14 protein-coding genes are annotated in these 17,953 nt (G+C 45.8%); 12 read left to right on the top strand and 2 right to left on the bottom strand.

Annotation, left to right across the window (positions count from 1 at the left end; translation table 11 throughout):
* Positions 1-35: 35 nt before the first annotated feature.
* Positions 36-1,496, top strand: a complete 1,461-nt coding sequence (gene gltX / locus AC6I2O_RS11505) for a glutamate--tRNA ligase (protein ID WP_120392225.1) — start codon at positions 36-38, stop codon at positions 1,494-1,496.
* Positions 1,487-3,313, top strand: coding sequence for an ATP-dependent helicase (locus AC6I2O_RS11500; protein WP_120392224.1), 1,827 nt, complete (start codon positions 1,487-1,489; stop codon positions 3,311-3,313). Before gltX ends, AC6I2O_RS11500 begins: the two co-directional genes overlap by 10 nt.
* Positions 3,314-3,428: 115 nt before the next feature.
* Here AC6I2O_RS11500 and AC6I2O_RS11495 read toward each other — a convergent pair whose 3' ends face one another.
* Complete coding sequence (locus AC6I2O_RS11495; protein ID WP_120392223.1) at positions 3,429-3,779, bottom strand: DUF1292 domain-containing protein; 351 nt, start codon at positions 3,777-3,779, stop codon at positions 3,429-3,431.
* Between the two features lie 132 nt (positions 3,780-3,911).
* Between AC6I2O_RS11495 and AC6I2O_RS11490 the strand changes: the two genes are divergently transcribed.
* The 4 genes from AC6I2O_RS11490 to AC6I2O_RS11475 all read left to right on the top strand — a co-directional run bounded on the left by AC6I2O_RS11490 (position 3,912) and on the right by AC6I2O_RS11475 (position 8,161).
* A complete protein-coding gene (locus AC6I2O_RS11490; RefSeq protein WP_497742701.1) occupies positions 3,912-4,670 on the top strand; it encodes an exodeoxyribonuclease III in 759 nt (252 codons plus the stop codon).
* Between the two features lie 93 nt (positions 4,671-4,763).
* On the top strand, positions 4,764-6,701 hold the full coding sequence (locus AC6I2O_RS11485) for a hypothetical protein (protein ID WP_497742700.1): 1,938 nt from the start codon (positions 4,764-4,766) through the stop codon (positions 6,699-6,701).
* Between the two features lies 1 nt (position 6,702).
* Positions 6,703-7,290 (top strand): DUF5662 family protein, encoded by a 588-nt coding sequence (locus AC6I2O_RS11480; protein ID WP_497742699.1) that lies wholly within the window; start codon positions 6,703-6,705, stop codon positions 7,288-7,290.
* Between the two features lie 31 nt (positions 7,291-7,321).
* The gene (locus AC6I2O_RS11475; RefSeq protein WP_497742698.1) at positions 7,322-8,161 is read left to right on the top strand and encodes a TrmH family RNA methyltransferase; all 840 of its coding nucleotides are present in this window, start codon (positions 7,322-7,324) and stop codon (positions 8,159-8,161) included.
* A gap of 74 nt (positions 8,162-8,235) precedes the next feature.
* Here the strand turns inward: AC6I2O_RS11475 and AC6I2O_RS11470 are convergent, their stop codons facing one another.
* On the bottom strand, positions 8,236-8,715 hold the full coding sequence (locus AC6I2O_RS11470; protein ID WP_497742697.1) for an S-ribosylhomocysteine lyase: 480 nt from the start codon (positions 8,713-8,715) through the stop codon (positions 8,236-8,238).
* Positions 8,716-8,899: 184 nt separating this feature from the next.
* Between AC6I2O_RS11470 and trpS the strand changes: the two genes are divergently transcribed.
* The 6 genes from trpS to AC6I2O_RS11440 all read left to right on the top strand — a co-directional run bounded on the left by trpS (position 8,900) and on the right by AC6I2O_RS11440 (position 17,924).
* Positions 8,900-9,904 (top strand): tryptophan--tRNA ligase, encoded by a 1,005-nt coding sequence (gene trpS / locus AC6I2O_RS11465; RefSeq protein ID WP_497742696.1) that lies wholly within the window; start codon positions 8,900-8,902, stop codon positions 9,902-9,904.
* Positions 9,905-10,105: 201 nt separating this feature from the next.
* Entirely contained in the window at positions 10,106-11,866 is a 1,761-nt protein-coding gene (locus AC6I2O_RS11460; RefSeq protein WP_497742695.1) for a sensor histidine kinase, read from the top strand.
* Between the two features lie 98 nt (positions 11,867-11,964).
* On the top strand, positions 11,965-12,978 hold the full coding sequence (locus AC6I2O_RS11455; RefSeq protein WP_497742694.1) for a response regulator transcription factor: 1,014 nt from the start codon (positions 11,965-11,967) through the stop codon (positions 12,976-12,978).
* A complete protein-coding gene (locus AC6I2O_RS11450; RefSeq protein WP_120392215.1) occupies positions 12,975-14,606 on the top strand; it encodes a type 2 periplasmic-binding domain-containing protein in 1,632 nt (543 codons plus the stop codon). Before AC6I2O_RS11455 ends, AC6I2O_RS11450 begins: the two co-directional genes overlap by 4 nt.
* Before the next feature lie 94 nt (positions 14,607-14,700).
* Positions 14,701-16,470, top strand: a complete 1,770-nt coding sequence (locus AC6I2O_RS11445) for an alpha-amylase family glycosyl hydrolase (RefSeq protein WP_120392214.1) — start codon at positions 14,701-14,703, stop codon at positions 16,468-16,470.
* Between the two features lie 2 nt (positions 16,471-16,472).
* Positions 16,473-17,924, top strand: a complete 1,452-nt coding sequence (locus tag AC6I2O_RS11440; RefSeq protein WP_497742693.1) for a carboxylesterase family protein — start codon at positions 16,473-16,475, stop codon at positions 17,922-17,924.
* Positions 17,925-17,953: the final 29 nt, after the last annotated feature.

Genomic DNA, 17,953 nt, shown 5'->3' with positions numbered 1-17,953 from the left:
TGGTGTCTGTGCAGGAAGAAAAAGAGGAGTAGAGTATGAGCAAAGTAAAGACGAGATTCGCACCAAGCCCGACAGGCAGAATGCATGTGGGAAATTTAAGGACGGCGTTGTACGCTTATCTGATCGCGAAGCATGAGGATGGGACGTTTATGCTGCGCATTGAGGATACCGATCAGGAACGTTATGTGGAAGGCGCTGTGGAGATTATCAACCGCACTCTGGAAAAGACGGGGCTGATTCATGACGAAGGGCCGGATAAAGATGGCGGCTGCGGTCCATACGTGCAGAGTGAACGGCAGAAAGCCGGAATCTATATGGAATATGCGAAAAAACTGATTGAAAAAGGAGAAGCTTATTATTGTTTCTGCGATAAGGAGCGTCTGGATTCTCTGAAGCAGGAAGTTGCAGGAAAGGAGATTGTTGTATACGACAAGCATTGCCTGCATCTTTCTAAAGAAGAGGTAGAGGCGAAACTGGCAGCGGGCGTGCCGTATGTCATTCGTCAGAACGTACCACGTGAGGGTACAACGCGGTTTGTGGATGAGATTTACGGCGTGATTGAGGTGCCGAATGCAGAGCTTGACGATATGATTCTGATCAAATCAGACGGTTTTCCGACCTACAATTTCGCCAACGTTGTAGACGATCATCTGATGGGAATCACGCATGTCGTACGCGGAAACGAATATCTTTCTTCTGCACCAAAGTATAACCGCCTTTACGATGCATTTGGCTGGGAGGTTCCGGTATATGTGCACTGTCCGCTGATCACGAACGAGGAGCACAAAAAGCTTTCCAAACGTTCCGGTCATTCCTCCTATGAGGATTTGCTGGAGCAGGGCTTTGTGTCAGAGGCGATTGTCAATTATGTGGCTTTGCTTGGCTGGTGCCCGGAGGATAACCAGGAGATTTTCTCTTTGGAGGAGCTGGTGAAGGCTTTTGATTATCACCATATGAGTAAATCTCCGGCTGTATTTGATGTGCAGAAGCTGCGCTGGATGAACGGAGAATATCTGAAGGCAATGGATGATGAAGTATTTTATGAAATGGCGCTTCCGTATTTGAAGAATGCAATTTCCAAAGATCTTGACTTCAGAAAGATTGCGCAGATGGTAAAAACAAGGATTGAAGTATATCCGGATATCACGGAGATGGTTGATTTCTTTGAAGTACTTCCGGAATATGAGCTTTCCATGTATACGCACAAAAAGTCAAAAACGACGGAGCAGAGCTGCTATGAGGTACTGACAGAGCTTCTGCCTGTGATTGAAGCACAGGAAAATTTCACGAACGACGCACTTTTTGATATGCTCAAAGCATATGTGGATGAAAAGGGCTGTAAGGTGAATTTTGTGATGTGGCCAATCCGCGTGGCCGTTTCCGGAAAGCAGATGACGCCGGCCGGGGCGACGGAGATTATGGAGATACTTGGAAAAGAAGAATCTGTTGCAAGAATCAAAAAAGCAATTGAACGATTAGGTGAAGCATGCAGATAAGCAATGCACAGTCACGGGCGATCGCCCATGGAAAAGGTCCTGCCATGGTACTGGCGGGACCTGGTTCCGGAAAAACCCTTGTTATTACACAGAGAACAAAATATCTGATCGAAAAGCATCGGGTCAGTCCGCGGGAAATACTGGTGATCACATTTACCAGAGCGGCGGCACAGGAGATGCAAAATCGGTTTGCAAAGATTTCAGGCGCAAAAGGAGTAATATTCGGTACATTTCATGCCGTTTTTTTTAGTATTCTGAAAGCGGCGTACCGGTTTACTTCAGCAAATATTTTAAGCGAAGAGAAAAAATACCAGATATTACAGCAGCTTTTAAGAGAATATCGGCTCAATCCAGCGGAAGAAAAGGAATTGCTTCCGGAGCTTGCAGCAGAGATCAGCCTTGTGAAAAATGAGCAGATTGACCTTGCTCATTATTATTCGAGATCGTGTCCGGAGGAAAGGTTTCGGATGCTGTTCGCACGTTATGAGCAGGCGCACAAAGAGATGGGCCTGTTGGATTTTGATGATATGCTCGTGTGTACGTATGAACTTCTGAGAGAGAGGGAGGATATTCTTGCCGCATGGCAGCAGCGGTTTCGCTACATTCTCGTGGATGAGTTTCAGGATATTAATCTTTTGCAGTATGAGATTTTGAAAATGCTTGCGAAACCGGAAGATAATCTTTTTATTGTGGGAGATGATGATCAGTCTATTTATCGTTTCCGGGGAGCGAAGCCGGAGATTATGCTGAATTTTCCGAAAGATTATCCGGGGGCGGAGATGATTTTGCTGGATATGAATTTTCGTTCTACGGCTCCGGTAATACAGAGTGCGCAGCTTGTGATTGAAGAAAATCGAAATCGTTTTCCGAAGAAAATCCTGCATGTTCGTACCGGAGGCGTCGCTGTAGATGTCCGGCAACTGGAACATCAGGAACATGAGAGTCTGTATCTTGTGAAATGTATTCAGAAATGCGTGGAAGCGGGAGTTCCACTTACGGAGATTGCAGTACTGATGCGCACGAATCAGGGAGCAGGCCCGTTTGCACAGCGGCTGATGGAATTTAATTTGCCGTTTGAAATGAGGGATGCACTGCCTAATATATACGAACACTGGATTGCGAAAGATATTTTTGCCTATCTGCATCTGGCAAGAGCAGGACTTGACAGGGCAGAATTTTTGCAGGTGATGAACCGGCCGACGCGCTATTTCAGCCGCGACAGCATTGATGCGCCGGTCGTATCGTTTGAGACGCTGCGGACATATTATGAGGAAAAGGAATGGATGTTGGATCGCATTGACCGGATGGAGCAGGATTTGAAACTTCTGGCAGGTATGACGCCTTATGCGGCAGTGAATTACATACGTTATGGAATGCAGTATGAAGAGTACCTGAAAGAATATGCAAAGAGCAGAAGGATGAAATCAGAGGAACTGACCGATCTGATTGATGAGATTCAGCAGTGTGCAAAGCCGTTTCATACGTATGAAGAATGGTTTGAACATCTGCGCGCTTATAAAGAGGCTCTGGAAGAGAGAAAACAAAATGGAAGTCAGAAAAAGGAAGATGCAATCACTCTGGCTACATTGCATAGTTCTAAAGGGCTTGAATTTACGGAAGTGTTTCTTGTCGATGTGAATGAAGGGGTGATTCCTCACCGGAAGGCGTCGGTGGAGGCAGATCTGGAAGAAGAACGCCGCCTGTTTTATGTCGGGATGACGCGGGCCAAAGACCGGCTGCATATTTTTTATGTAAAAGAGCGGTATGGAAAAGAGGCGGAGCCATCACAGTTTCTGGAAAAGCTGCTGCCGGAATAAAGGGCTAAAAAGAGCGGGCTGCTTTCTTTCGGCAGCCCGCTCTTGAATTCCGGACAGGAAATCTGTTTGCAAAACCTCCGACAGCTTTGCTGTCTGTTTTCGTTTTAAACGAGTTTTATTCCTCGTCTTCAGCCGGAACCAGTTCATCGTATTCCATGGAATCGAGCCACTCGTCGAAGCCGTCAGATGCAGCCTCGTATTCGTCGTCGTCCTCAATATTTTCCAGTACCGGAACGCCGTTTTCTTCGTGGAAACGATAGATAAATACTTCTCCGTCCTCATTGATCCCCTGTTCATTCAACGGAAGCAGTGCAATGTAGTTTTTGCCTGCCGCTTCATAGACGGTAAGGATGGAGCATTCAATAGTTTCGTCGTTGTCAAGAGTCAGCGTGATTGTTGCGCCGCCTTCGCTGCATTCTTCTGCGCAGCCTTCACAATTGCCGCTGCATGTTTCGAAATCGCTCATGTCTGTACCTCACTTATTCTAAATAGTTGTAAGCTTGTTTTCTTACTTTAACATAAAGCAGGCAAAAAGGAAAGATACTACTGGGAAAATATTTCAAATAATGATATAATAAGCGTCAGAGAGGAGAGCACAATGAAGTTAATATCATGGAATGTAAATGGGTTGAGGGCATGCGTCCAGAAAGGATTTCTCGATTTTTTCAAAGAGACGGATGCTGATATTTTCTGTATTCAGGAGAGCAAGCTGCAGGAAGGGCAGATAGAGCTGGAGCTTCCTGGCTATTTTCAGTACTGGAATTATGCAAAGAAAAAAGGTTATTCCGGGACAGCGGTATTTTCGAAACAGGAGCCATTGTCTGTCTCCTATGGCATAGGAATCGAACAGCATGACCAGGAAGGCCGGGTGATTACCCTGGAATTTGATGCGTATTATCTTGTGACTGTCTACACGCCGAATTCCCAGAGTGAGCTTGCGAGGCTTGATTACCGGATGCAGTGGGAGGATGCCTTCCTGGCCTATTTAAAAACGCTGGAAAAGAACAAACCGGTGATTTTCTGCGGAGACCTGAATGTTGCTCACCGGGAAATTGATTTAAAAAATCCAAAGACAAATCGCAAAAACGCAGGGTTTACGGATGAGGAGCGGGCAAAGTTTACACAGCTTACGGAACAGGGCTTTGTTGATACGTACCGTTATTTTTATCCGGAAACAGAAGGTGTCTACAGCTGGTGGTCCTATCGGTTTAAAGCAAGAGAGAAAAATGCGGGATGGCGGATTGATTATTTCTGTGTGTCGGAAGCGTTGAAATCCTGCCTGGTGGATGCGAAGATTCATACGGAAGTGATGGGATCGGATCATTGTCCGGTTGAGTTGGAGCTTGATCTGACATAAGTGCGGAGATCGGATGACCGTAAAAATAAATATGAAACGTAAAAGATAGAGACAGATTAAGAAGAACGTACAAGCAGGGAAGGGGGCGGAAGATTGAACGAAATAAATTTTAAAATAACAGAAGACAACTGCCGGCAGCCAGGAGCAGTGCCCATGCGTGACGGTATACATTTTGGCTGTTTCGGTTCAGGGAAAGAAACGCCAGTTCTGCTGCTTTACAAAAAAGGGACGCAGGAAATTGTGGCAGAGCTGCCGTTTCCAGAAACAGGTGCCGGGGATCTCTATTATGCTATGAAAGTGAAGCTTCCGACGGAAGCGTATGAATACAATTTCCGCGAAGGGGACAGGATATTTACGGACCCATATGCAAGAAAAATATGTGGAAGGGAGACATTCGGTACCGTGCCTGCGGACTGTGCACACGCTCTTCGCGGCGGATTTATGGTACCGAAGTACAGCTGGGAGAATGACCGTCTTCCGGCAATTCCATTTGAGGATGCGGTGATGTATCATCTGCACGTTCGCGGTTTTACGATGCAGAAAAATTCAGGTGTGCGCAAAAAAGGAACCTACTCTGGGTTAAAAGAAAAGATTCCCTATTTGAAAAAGCTTGGGGTGAATCAGTTAAAACTGATGCCTGTGTATGAATTTGCGGAGGTTTCGCTGCGGGTTTCCAGACATCAGGAACGGCCGCAGACGCAGCAGGAGGCGGCAAAGCGGGCCTTTGAACTGCCGGAGCCGATGACCGATTCTGCGGTAAATAGGCAAAACCAGTCATTACATTGGACAGAGGGGACGAGCGTCAGCGAAAAATATCGGACGAATTTCTGGGGGTACGGAGTGGGGTATTACTTTGCACCGAAGCATTCCTATGCTGCCGGAGAGCACCCGGATACAGAGCTGAAAGATCTGGTTAAAGCGCTGCATGCAAACGACATAGAGCTGCTTCTGGAATTTTGCTTTACAGAGGATACAGATATTTCCATGATAACGGAATGCCTTTCTTACTGGGCGTGTGAGTATCATATTGATGGCTTTTCTGTCATTGCAAGAGAAAGCGTGACGGCAGAGCTTGCCAGGCTTCCGCTTTTTCGGACGAGAAAGCTGATCTGTGGCTGGCATCCGGAGTATATTAAGGGCTGGAACGAAAGAATCGGGCACAGATTTTTAGCTGAGTCAAACGACGGCTTTATGAACGACTGTCGCAGGCTTTTAAAAGGCGATGAATCTTGTCTGGAGGCTTTCAGCTGTCAGCTGCGCAGTCATCCGGAAGGCTGTGCAAAGGTGAATTATCTAACGAATCACGATGGCTTTACGCTGATGGATCTCGTATCGTATGAGCATAAACATAACCTTGCCAACGGTGAAAATGACAGGGATGGTACGGATTATAATTACAGCTGGAACTGCGGATGTGAGGGTCCTTCCGCGAAAAAAGCGATCGCTGCTTTGCGAATGCGCCAGAGGAAAAATGCATATGCGATGCTTCTGTTCTCGCAGGGAGTTCCAATGCTGCTGGCCGGCGATGAATTTGGAAATTCACAGGAGGGCAACAATAATCCCTACTGTCATGACAGCGAGCTTTCCTGGGTGGACTGGAGTACCTGCCGCCGTCAGAAGGAGCTGACGGAATTTGTGGAGAAAGCGATTGTCTATCGAAAGACTCACCGGGTACTGCATCAGGCCAGGGAACCGAAGCTTACGGATCATCTGTCCAGCGGATATCCGGCCTTATCTTTCCACAGTGAACGCGCCTGGTACGGGGATTTCTGCCGCTCAGGGCGACATCTTGGGTGCATGTATTCCGGCCGTTATGCAGGCGAGGAAGGCTTTGTATATATTGCGTGGAATTTCCACTGGAATCCCAAAGAGTTTGCGCTTCCGTCTCTGCCGAAAGGCCAGACATGGCGCAAGGTGATGGATACTTCATTGAAAGAGAGCTTTCCGGAGGAAGATGCGCAGGAGAAAATTGGAGAGGTGAAGGCGTTTACCGTCCCGGGAAGAACGATTATAATTTTAGAAGGAAAATAAAATGAAACTGTCAAAAGCATGGAAGATGATTTCCTGGAGAAAGATCCGGGGACATCTGAAAACAATCAATGAACATAAGCTTCTGGTGATGAAACACTGTTTCCGGATTGGCTTATATAAACAGGGGCTTCTTCACGATTTGTCCAAATATATGCCGTCAGAGCTGCTGATGGGTTTTCTGTATTACGATGACGGGAAAAGCAGTCCGAATAATGGAGAACGCCGAGACAAGGGGTATTCTGGCGCATGGATGCATCACAAAGGCAGAAATAAGCATCATTTTGAGTACTGGTCCGACTATTCTTTGCATCCGGTGGAAAAGAAGTATCCGCTACAGGCCGTGCAGATGCCAAGAAAATATGTGGCAGAGATGCTGATGGACCGAATCAGTGCATCCAAGAATTATAATAAAGAAACGTACACCCAGCACCATCCGCTGGAATATTTTGAGCATGGAAAGAGTCATTATCTGCTGCATCCGCAGACAGAGAAGGAGCTGCACGGCATGCTGCGGATTCTGGATGAGCGTGGAGAAGAAACGCTGATGCGTTTTGTGCGGGACTACTATCTGAAAGGTTATAAGATATAATCACGAAGACCATTGAGATAAAGGAATAGATATGACAGCAAATATTATAGAAATAAAGGAGTTTGAAGCGCCAGAGCTGGATGTTTTCTGTCGTCTTACGGAAAATCAGCTGTTGAACCGTCACGAGCCGGAGAAGGGGATTTTTATCGCAGAAAGCCCACGGGTCATTGAGCGGGCACTCGATGCCGGCTGCGTTCCTGTATCGATTTTGATGGAACGAAAGCATGTGGAGAGTGTGGCCAGTGGCATTTTGGAGCGGTGCCCTGGCATTCCTGTCTATACGGCTGAGTTCGATATTCTGACAAGGATTACAGGATTTCAGCTGACAAGAGGGATGCTTTGCGCGATGTATCGGCCTCCGATGCCAAGTGCAGCAGATGTATGCCGGAACGCGAAGCGGATTGCAGTTCTGGAAAATGTTGTTAACCCGACGAATGTCGGAGCGATTTTCCGCTCGGCAGCAGCTTTACATATGGATGCGGTACTGCTGACTCCGGAAGCAAGCAATCCGCTGTACCGCCGGGCGATCCGGGTGAGCATGGGCACCGTTTTTCAGATTCCGTGGACAATCCTGGACAAAGAAACGTGTGCGTGGCCTGAAGCGGGTATGCGTTTTTTGCGGGAACAGGGATTTCAGACGGCAGCAATGGCGCTGCGAAAAGACACAGTCAGCATTGATGATCCGAGGCTCAGGGAAATAGAAAAGCTTGCGGTGATTCTTGGTACGGAAGGAGACGGACTGTCAGATGAGACGATAGCCGCCTGTGATTATACCATTCGTATTCCGATGTCACACGGCGTAGATTCCCTGAATGTGGCGGCTGCCAGCGCGGTTGCATTCTGGCAGCTTGGATCCGGTGCAAAGAGATAGTTATCTCAGGCGCGGGAGCATAATTGTGTGACAGTCAGGACGCTGATCACAGAGTATATCGTGAAATATAACTTTTATTCCGGATAGGAAAGGCGCTCCGGGCTGATGTCTGCCAGTACTTCACGCAGATATTTTTCTGCCAGATAATTTGCCATAGGCAGGTTCATATCAAGGTAATTTCCGCAGTCTTTTGCGCAAGCTCCCGGCACTTCACCGCGAAAATCACGGATAAAAGCAAACATCTCCTGTATCAGCGGTAGAATGTCGCGCGATGCAAGGTCTCCTGCAAGCAGCAGATAAAAGCCTGTGCGGCAGCCCATCGGTCCGAAATAGATGGTCTGGTCTGCGTACTGCGGATGGTTGCGCAGAAAAGTGGCGCCAAGGTGTTCGATCGTGTGTACCTCTGCCGTATTCATGACAGGTTCTCCATTTGGCTTTGTCATACGGATATCAAAGGTAGTGATAATCTCTGCGCCGATGTGATCTTTCCGGGAAACGTACAGCCCGGGAAGTAGTTTGATATGGTCAACAGTAAAGCTCGCTATTTTTTTCATGGTAATATCTCCTTATATAGTTATTTGATAACTGCTCCATGCCTTCACAATTACATTATTTGCAGCTTCATGATAGCAAATTTGGCCGGGTTATACAACCTTGACTTTACTGTGTGAAAGTGATAAACTTTTTAAGAATTTGTTTATATATAGATATAGAATGAAAATCCAGGAGGAAAAATTAATGATTAACGATAAAAAGGTACTGTTTAGCGGCATGCAGGCGACGGGCAATCTGACGCTTGGAAATTATCTTGGCGCTCTGAAAAACTGGGTGACGTTAAGCGATGAATATGAGTGCTTTTATTCGGTAGTAGATATGCACTCCATTACAGTCCGTCAGGACCCGCCGACATTGCGGAAGCGTGCAAGAGCGCTGCTGACACTTTACATAGCAGCCGGGCTTGATCCGGAGAAGAACTGTATTTATTATCAGTCCCATGTTTCGGGACATGCGGAGCTGTCCTGGATTTTGAACTGTTTCACGTACATGGGCGAGTTGAACCGGATGACACAGTTTAAAGATAAGGCGGCAAAGCATGCGGATAATATTAATGCCGGTCTGTTTACGTACCCGGTACTGATGGCGTCTGATATTTTGCTTTATCAGGCAGATGTCGTGCCGGTAGGAATCGACCAGATGCAGCATCTCGAATTGACAAGGGATATTGCACAGCGCTTTAATACGATTTACGGCGATGTATTTACAGTACCTGAAGCATATATCGGGAAAGCAGGCGCCAAGATTATGAGCTTGCAGGAACCGACAAAGAAGATGAGTAAGTCAGATGAGAATCCAAACGGAAGTATTTATCTGATGGATGACCCGGATACGATCCGTAGAAAATGTAAACGAGCAGTGACGGATTCCATGGGTGAGATCCGCTACAGTGAGGAGCAGCCAGGGCTGCATAATCTGATTGATATTTACTGCGCTTGCCTTGACAAAACTCCGGACGAGGTGGTAAAAGAGTTTTCCGGATGTGGTTACGGCCAGCTGAAGGAAGCAGTAGGAGAGGCTGTTGTGTCCGTTCTGGAGCCGCTTCAGAAGCGCGTAGCGGAGCTTGAGAAAGATAAGGCATATCTTGACGGCGTAATTAAAAACAACGCAGAAAAGGCAAATTATTTTGCGCAGAAAACACTGCGTAAGGTGCAGAAAAAAGTGGGATTCCCGGAGCGTGTACGCTGAACTAAAGAAAAATTGTAAATATCTTGACAGAGGGCTGCTGCAAATATATTGCGGCAGCTTTTATTGTACCCACGATAAAAATAAACCACCTGGCATGCAGTTGTCAGGCTGTGAGAACAGTTTGTACCTCTATTTGAAAATTGTTTTGAAAGATGAAAACATTTGTTAATAGCAGGCTGGGAGGGGATATGGTAAAATTTTATGGAAAAATACAGGAAAGAGAAATGTGAGATGGCGTACAAAGGAAAAACAAAAAAGAAAAATTCACTCAAAAACAGACTTTTTCAGATTATTATGATCAGTACAATCGTGAGCATTCTGGCAACCTTTGTTCTTTCTTCTATGACGATTTCTTCTGTAGAAAAAAAGCAGATTCAGAAATCCATGCGCTTCTCTCTGCATCAGATCAGCACAAGCCTGGATCAGGGGTACCTCAATCTGGTGAATATTATGCAGAACCTGGAGCCGCAGGGAAGCAGCGGAAGAGCTGTGACAGATTATTTGATGCAGTCTGAAAATTATGAGAAGCGACTTCAGAGGTATTATGTTCAGGAGCAGCTGGCCAACATTTTATTCACGAATTTGAATGTCCGGCGGGTTTTTTACGAGGATGCTTCAAGTAAGGAGGTGCTGTTCACCGGGGGCAGCGCTTATGGAAAGGTATCGGAACAAAAGAAAGAACTAAAGCAGGTTGGGGATAATCTGTTTTTTGCAATAGAAAATGACAAAAACAAATATCAGTCGCAATACCTGATTTCTATGGAAAAGCAAAAACAGAAATTCGGAGAGTCAGAGCTTGATATTTACCTGGAAGTGCAGCTGGATGATCTGGCAATGGAGAATTACAGGCTGCTTCAGCTGAACGAAAACATGGAGGTACTCTATTCAGAAGCAGATGAGTTCCCGCAAGGGGAAAAACTGAATTTCATATGGTCAGGGGAAGCGGCGGAAAACAGCTTCCGTGAGAAAGAATATTATTTGCTGATGGAAAAAAGCCGGATGGGTTTTTACTATATTTTGGCTGTTCCGCTGTCTGTATACAATCATGAAAGCAGGGAATGGCAGAAACACAGTATTCTTATTTTTGCAGTAACCCTGGCGGTATTTTACAGCATTGTTCTTGTGGTTTATCGGATGATCGGAAAGCCGATTGAAAAGCTGAAATACGAGATAGAAGAAACTGGAAAAGGGAAATTTGAGGTGGTTGAAGAAGATATAGGAATGGAAGAGTTTAACCAGATCCTGGCAACGATCAGCCGGATGCGGCAAAATATCAGAGAACTTCAGGAGCAGGAGCGAAGAGGGTATGAGCTGCGCAAGAAGGCAGAACTGGAAAAATTGATGTATCAGATCAATCCGCATTTCGTTTTGAATACGCTGTATTCTGTTCAGTGGATGGCGCAGAGAGATGGCAATTTAAAAATCCGTGAGTTTGTACACGATCTCACCGTAATATTATCGTATAACCTGGGAAAGGAAAACGGAAGCAGTACCCTGCGCACGGAGGTGGAGATTGCCAGAAAATATATAGAAATTCAAAAACAAAGGTATGATTTTGAAGTAATGCTTCAAATAGAAGAAGGCAGCTATCTCGATGTGCCGACGATCCATATGTTGCTTCAGCCGTTACTTGAAAATGCATTGCAGCATGGTCTGGGGGATCGGGGGCGGTTAGAATTATGGATTTTTGAAGATGTGGTTCGGGAATATGCAGGTATTATTGTGCGTGATTATGGGGATGGCCTGAGCCAGGAGGACTACAGGCGGATCAGTCAGCCACTTGGTATGGAAACGGATAATGCAAAAAAAGCAGGGATTGGTTTTCGCTATGTGCGTTATATGCTGGAATCTTTTTACGGGGAAAAAGCAGTTTTGAATGTGAACAGTATGAAAGGCAGAGGGACGAAAATCAGTATCCTGATTCCGCTTGGTGAAAAAGGAGTTCAGCTGAAGATGAAATAGAACATGCGGTGCAAATGGAGTTTCGCTGCAGATTAAATAGGACTGCTGCGATTAGAGTGGAGTTGCGCTGGGCATTTGAAAAGATGAAGGAGGAGAAGATGATCAGAGTTTTGGTAGTAGATGATGACAAGCTGGCGAGACAGGGGATTATTGCACTTCTTCCCTGGAAGAAATATCAGATGGAAGTCGTCGGAGATGTACAAAACGGCAGAGAGGCGTTGCGCTTTTTGCGGGAAAACGATACGGATCTGGTTTTTGTAGATATTGATATGCCGGAAATGGACGGGATTGAATTTATGGAACAATGCACTGCTGAAAGACCGGATATCCGTTTTGTTGTGCTGACCTTTTATGAGGAGTTTTCCTATGCGCAGTCCGCAGTCCGGCTGGGATGTCTGGAATACATTTCAAAGGCTTCCCTTGAATTTACGGATGGAGAAATTTTGCTGGAGCGTATTGCAAAAAAGTATTATGAAAGGAATCAGGGGATGGTTCATGGCAAAAGCGGAGATATAAAAGCATGGGAGAAGATAAAAGAACAGTGGAACAGTCTCTGGTGGGTTTTTGATACCATGTTTTATGGGGAATTGTTAGATTACACGAGGGCCTGCCATCCAGAGGTGCGCATTTTGGAACGGCTGATGGTAAAATGTATCGGAAAAGCGGATCAAAATCTCGAACGTCGCGAAACGGATATTCCATGGTTTCAGTCTGTTGAGGAAATTTTTGAATGGGTAGAGCAGATGCGCGGGGAGTATCGCAGCTGTGATTTTGGAAAGAACGAGTTCGGGAGTATGATGAAAGCGGTCAGACGGATTGAACGCACGTTTACTGGTCCGCTTCACGCATCGGAGGTGGCAGCGGAAATCGGAATGAGCCGCAGCTGTTTCAGCATGAAATTTAAAAAGTATACAGGTGTTACATTTGGAGATTTTGTTTCAAAACTGAGGATTGGCAAAGCAGAAGAACTGCTTTTAAATACAGAACTTGGAGTGGCGGAAATTGCAGAAAAAAGCGGGTACGAGGATGTTTATTATTTCAGCCGTGTATTCCGGGAAAAAATGCAGTGCAGTCCTGTCGAATACAGAAAACAGAACGGGAGGCAGGAATGAAAAAAGGGAATTTACTTGGGATTGGGCTACTCCTGGCAGTTATAGGATCAGGTCTGACCTGGATCCGGATGGAGGCAGAACCAGAAAAAGAGCAGGCAGAAAAGGAATTGCATTTGGGTCTGACGGTAGAGGATAATACGTTCTTGCCTGAAGGACAAAACATGAGCAACAATCAGCTTCTGGATCTGATTCGTGAGGATCTGGGAATTCATATTGTATACGACTGGATTTATTCAAAAGAAGAATTTGCCCGTAACATCGACATGCACATTGCATGCGATGCGCTGCCGGACGCGCTGTTGGTGGAGGAGGAACAATATCTCCAGATGTTGGAGTACGGGCAGCTTCAGCCCGTAACCACGCTTTATGAGCAGGAAGTTTCCGAACAGGTGAAGGCCTTTGTCGAAAGCGGAGGAGAGCAGATTATAGAGACAGTGAAAACGGGAGGAGAAATGATGGCAATTCCTTTCCCGAATCTGATAGCGAGCAACATCAATGTAATGTGGATTCGTCAGGACTGGCTGGATGAACTGGGACTGGAAGCACCGCGGACTATGGAAGAAATTATCGGGGTGAGCGGGCAGTTTGTAGAAAAACAGATGGGAGGCAATGGAACAATTGGAATCCTTGGACCGGGGATAGAGGATTCTCTTACGGCAGTAGGAAAGTGCTGTTTCGGGCTGGGACCGATTTTTTCAGCCTTTCATGCATATCCTGGTTACTGGATCACCAACGAAGACGGAGAACTGGTGTACGGTTCAGTACAGGAAGAGGCGAGGCAGGCGTTGGAGGTATTGGCTGAGTTATATCAGGAAGGCATATTGGATCAGGAGATCTTTTTCCGTGAAAACATACAGGAGATACTGGAGGAAGGGAAGGTTGGAATCTTTTTTGGTCCCTGGTGGGCAGCAGAGCGACTGAAGCGGGATATGATTGACAATAAAAGTGAATGGCAGGCATATGGCGCGCCACTTGATGCGCAAGGAGAATACATTTGTACAATGCCGTCGAATGTGAATCAGTACCTAGTCATTCATAAAAAGTGCAGGGATCCTAAAAGTGTTATTCAGGTGTTGAATTATGGGCTTCAGTTGGAGTATGGCTGGCGGGAAGAAGAACGGCAGGAAGGACCGAGCATAAAGGCTTATCCACTCGGATGGGAGCACGATTTTGCCAACGAATTGGAGTATACCTGGATAGTACTGAACAATGTCATGGAAGGTGCGGAGCAGGAAATTAATTATTCCAGACATAAGAGGTTGCAGAGCGATATTGATAATTTAAAAGAACTGAACCGATATCCGTATGATCATTTTGGAATAGAGGATTACAAAGAAGAAAAAGAGGACAGTTTTATACGGCTTTTCGGGATTTTGAATGGAGTCAGACCGATTGCCGATCAGAAGTATCATCCCGTTTATAATGAGGGGGCGGGAATTGCAGGCTCAGGGGAAACAAAGTGGAAGGCATTGAAAACTTTAGAAGAGCAGACGTATGCAAAAATCATTCTCGGGCAGGAATCAATCGAAGCATTTGATGAATTTGTTGGGATATGGGAGGAAAATGGAAGTCCGACTGACAATTGGTGCAGAGAACGAGAACAATTTTCAAATCAGAACGAGAAGTGAAAAATAAACCTTGAAAACAAAGACAAATCTCCATGGTAGTTATTGTACAATAATAATAAAATATGTATAAAATAAAAAAGGAGGTCTGTGCAATATGAAAAGAAATGTGAAAAAGAAATCAATGGCAGCTATGCTGACACTTTCTATGGTTATGGGAAATGGAAGCGCGGCTTGTGCGGGAGCAGGCACGTATCCGGAGGCTGAGCTTCAGGAAGGCGGAATCTGGTATGAGCTGAATGTAGGCACTTTTTTTGACAGCGACGGAGATGGAATCGGAGATTTCAAAGGCGCAGAGAAGAAACTCGGTTATCTGGAAGACCTCGGTGTTACCGGAATATGGGTTCAGCCGATTAATAAATCAAACGCTTCCCCTTACAGCACGATTGATTATTATGGACTGAACGCTAGCTATGGAACCATGCAGGAGCTGAAATCTTTCCTTGCTTCGGCAAAAGAAAAAGGAATCCGTGTTGTCATGGATTTAGTAATCAATCACTGTGCATACAACAACCCGTGGTTTGAGTCTGCACTTGAGGGACCGGTTCTGGAAGACGGAAGCAAGAACAAATATTTTGACTGGTTCAACTTTGTTTCGAAGGATGCCAACTTTGTAGATAAGACCGCTCTTGAAATTCAGGAAGAGAGAAATGCTTATGAAAAAGAGCATGGCAATCTGGATGGTTGGACAGAGCAGTATCCGATGACAGGCGGAACGTATTCCGGAGATAATGCAAATGGCAGATTTGAGTCCGTGTGGTGGACCACAGATCAGCTGGCAGAGGATTCACCGTATTTTGGAAAAGAATTTGATTATACGTGGATTGATATTTTCCAGGACAATGTGCCAGATTTGAACTTTGATAATCCGGAAGTACGTCAGGAGTTTATTGACTGTGCAAATTTCTGGCTGGATCTCGGCTTTGACGGATTCCGACTGGATGCAGCGCGTCACATTTTCGGAGATTACTTCTCCAATATTTACAGCGACGAAATTTTTGCGAAAAATATGGCTTTCTGGCAGGAATTCAGTGAAGGTGTTCATGCAGAGCATCCGGATGCATATTTGATTGCAGAGGTATGGGACAAAGATGCCAGCCATATGATTCCGTTTATTACGGGCGGACATCTGGACAGCCTTTACAATTTTAATCTTGGAAGTAAGATGCTGATGGCAGCTAAAAATGAGTCTACTGCTTATCAGTATGTGGAAGGTGAAGATGCACTCACAGACAAGACAAGCAATGATCTGAATCTTGTAGAAGACCTGAAAGCATATTATGAAACTTGTAATGCTGCTTCTGACGGTAATTTCATTGATTGTCCATTCCTTTCCAATCATGATCAGCAGCGTGTCATGAAACAGTTAGAAGGAAATAAGGATCATGCACGTACAGCAGCTTCTCTGCTTGCAGCAATGCCGGGAAATGTATTTATGTATTTTCAGGAAGAGCTGGGTGCAACAGAATCCTGGAATTCAGATGGCCCGATCAAAATGCCGTGGACAGCAGATATGGCTGTAGAAGGTCTTTCTGTAGAAGATGCAGAAGCAGGCGTGAATCCGTTATATACATACTATAAAGAGGTTATGAACCTGAAGAAGAGCTGCGATGTATTAAGAGACGGTGATATTGACGTTTATGAGACAGAGGATCAGGGAATTGTATCATTTATTCGTATGACACAGAACGAAAGCGCTTTGGTGCTGGTAAACCTGACTGGCGAGGTCAAGGAGCTTGATCTGGTTCCGTCAGAAACTTACGGAGAGTTTACTCAGATTCTGTTCCAGAGCACAGATGATACGCAGAGCAGTCTGGATGGAAACCATGTTACAATCAATCCGTACTCACTGCTTGTACTGGAGTAAAAGTGCCGGAAGATCCGGAAGCATGGGATGATGTACTTGTGTGTGATACGTATAAAGATATCCCGATGCAGGTTCTGGGCGGCGCAGAGGTAGAGCCATATCTTTCAGACATTTATTATGACGGCGTGCCGCAGATGAGCGAGGACTGCCTTTACCTGAATATTATGACAACCGGGGACAGCTTGAATGCGGATACGAAAAAGCCGGTATTTGTATGGTTCCATGGCGGCGGACTGAACAGTTGTTATACGTTTGAGCCGGAGGGGAACGGAGAGGCTTTTGCACAGAACGGAATTGTGTTTGTATCCGTTGAGCAGAGACTGGGAGCATTTGGTTATTTGTCTTTGCCGCAGCTTTCAGAGGAACAGGGGCAGAGCGGAAACTATGGTCTGATGGATCAGATTAAGGCCATGGAGTGGATCAAAGAAAATATTGCGGGCTTTGGCGGTGACCCGGAGAATATTACGGTTGGCGGACAGTCTGGCGGCACCACGAAGGCGATGAGTATGGAAGCGTCTCCGATGATGGATGTTGAGGTAGGCAGATTAATCCTGGAAAGCGGCCTGAAATACGGAAATGCGTTTAAATCACAGGAAGAGGCAGAGGAAAGCGGCGCGTCTTACCTTGAGGATCTTGGTTTGGACAGAGCGATATCCCTGGAAGAACTCAGAAGTATTGATGCTGCTGAGCTGGTGAACAGCGGAAGTAAATTTTATCCTGGCAGTATGAATCAGGACGGGCTGTATGTAACGTATGCGAGCCTGAAGGACGCCGTGGATGCAGGAGCGTTTGATGACGTGGCGATTCTTTCCGGAACCAATATGGGAGAAGGAAGTTATCCGCAGGTGACAAATGCAGAGGATTTCTATGCGCAGTATAAGGAAGTACTGGGCGATCTGTATAACGACTATGATTTTGAAAATCTGGTTAAAGTATCTGACGCTTCTGCAGGTATTACCAGCCGTCAGCTTGGAACTTACGGTCTCGGAACGAATATGAGCAGAAGCCTGATGGTAAACAGAATTTTTGGAAAGATGATCGCAAAGAGAACAAATGGAGCTACCAAGAATTACAATTATCTGTTCAGCCAGGTAACGCCGGAGAGCATTACAGATCTTGGTACGGACAGAGGCGCTGCAAATCAGTGGGCATGGCATACCAGTGAGATGTGGTATGCGTTCAATTCCATCCGTGAAGGCGTGCCGGAAGTGAGACAGTGGAGAGACTGGGATTATGAGCTGGCCAAGAAGATGAATCAGTACTGGTCTAACTTCATTAAGACCGGAGATCCGAACGGCGAAGGACTGGCCGAGTGGCCGGTAGCTGACGAAGGCATGGGGTATATCGACTTCGGAGCAGGCATTGCTGTTCATGAGGAAGAGCTGAGTGAGCTGGAACAGTTGATGGAAGAATATACGACAGATTATTTTGGATTCCCGACGGATGCAGAATAATAAGAAATTTTGATTAAATTTAAGAGAAA

Source organism: Blautia sp. St.27G3, from assembly GCF_059728505.1.
Note: the sequence above shows the minus strand (reverse complement) of the source record. Positions and strands in the feature narration are given on the sequence as shown.